Annotated in this window: 1 protein-coding gene; it reads left to right on the top strand. The window is 59.9% G+C overall.

Annotated elements, in window-relative coordinates:
* On the top strand, positions 1-1,512 hold a 1,512-nt coding region (locus PUT78_RS23505), incomplete at both ends, for a type IV secretory system conjugative DNA transfer family protein (protein WP_274354635.1).

Raw genomic sequence — 1,512 nt, 5'->3', positions numbered from 1 at the left:
CTCAAACTCACCGGCAGTGCTGCCACGCTCGATTGGGGCCTGCTCCTCCATAACTGGCAGGCAATCCGGCTCCACCATCCCGATCTCTGGCAGGTGATCGGGCTTATCTTCCTATTTGCCACCCTGGGCAGTTTGCTGCTCGGATCCTTCGTCGTCCATGAGGGGCTGACCCGCTTTGGCGAGACCCACTGGCAGTCCAAAGCCGAACTGAAGCGCAATCGCTTCTTTGAAAAGCCTGGGCGCGGGTTTCTGCTGGGCAAGATGGGCAAGCCTAAGTCAAAAGCGAAATTCCTCTGCTCGACCAGTTTCCCGCATTGTCTGGTCGTGGCCCCGACCGGGCGCGGCAAAGGCACGGGCTTCGTGATCCCGAACCTTCTGTGCTTCATCGGATCTGCCGTGGTGCTGGATGTTAAGGGAGAGAATTTCGACAAGACCGCGCGCAAGCGCCGCGCGCGTGGCGACAAGGTCTGGCGCTTTGCCCCGGTCGATTGGGAGCGCCCCACGCATCGCTACAACCCGCTGCAGCGGATCGCTGCCCTCTCCAATCCCGATCAGCGTCAGATGGAGCTGCGCAAGACCGCCAATTTGTTTTTGCAGGCCGATGGCGAGAATGCCAAGGGCCTCCTAGAGGGCGGCATCGATCTGTTCGTGGCCTGCGGGATCCTCGCCATGGAACGTGGTGAGCCCACCATTGGCGAAATCTACCGCCTCGCCTCCTCAGGCGGTGACAAGTCCAAGCAATATGCGGGCTATGCAGAGGAAGTGCGCAGCGCACCTGCAAAGCTGATCTTCGAGCGGCTGGCCTCGACCAATGACCGCACACTGACTTCCTATCTCTCGCTTCTGATGACGTCGGGGCTCAGCGCTTGGGACAACCCGACCATCGACCGCGCGACATCTGTGTCGGATTTCGACTTCGCAAGCTTCCGGCGCAATCCGCAGACAGTTTATCTGGTCGTTTCACCGGACAATATCAAACCGCTGGCCCCGCTGATCAGGCTCTTCTTTTCGGATATGATCGCTTGTCTGCAGGACCATGAGCCGGGTGAGGAAGAACCCTGGCCCGTGATGATCCTGCTCGATGAATTTGATCGCCTTGGCAAAATGCCGATCGTCGCCGAGAGCATCAAGACCCTGCGTTCCTATGGGGGCCATCTGGCGATCATCACTCAGACCATCCCAGCCCTCGACGAAATCTATGGAGAGAACACCCGCCTCTCTCTTCAAGGAGGTGCCGGGGTCAAGCTTTACATGACCCCATCCGAGAAGCGCACGGTCACCGAGGTCAGTGAATCCGCGGGCATGACCACCAAGCGTGTGGTGTCGAAGTCCCGCTCCATGGGGCGGGGCATGTTCGACACCAATGTCAGCGAGCGGACCGAGGAACGCCCGCTGCTGACCGAGGATGAGGCCGCGCGGCTCGATCTTGATGACATCATCCTCGTGATCGACGGTCAGCACCCGGCGCGCGCCAAGAGGATCAAATACTATGAGGACACGAAGCTGCGCCAT

This window comes from Roseinatronobacter alkalisoli (genome assembly GCF_028745735.1).
Classification (GTDB): Bacteria; Pseudomonadota; Alphaproteobacteria; order Rhodobacterales; family Rhodobacteraceae; genus Roseinatronobacter; species Roseinatronobacter alkalisoli.
This window is presented reverse-complemented; position numbering and strand designations above follow the sequence as displayed.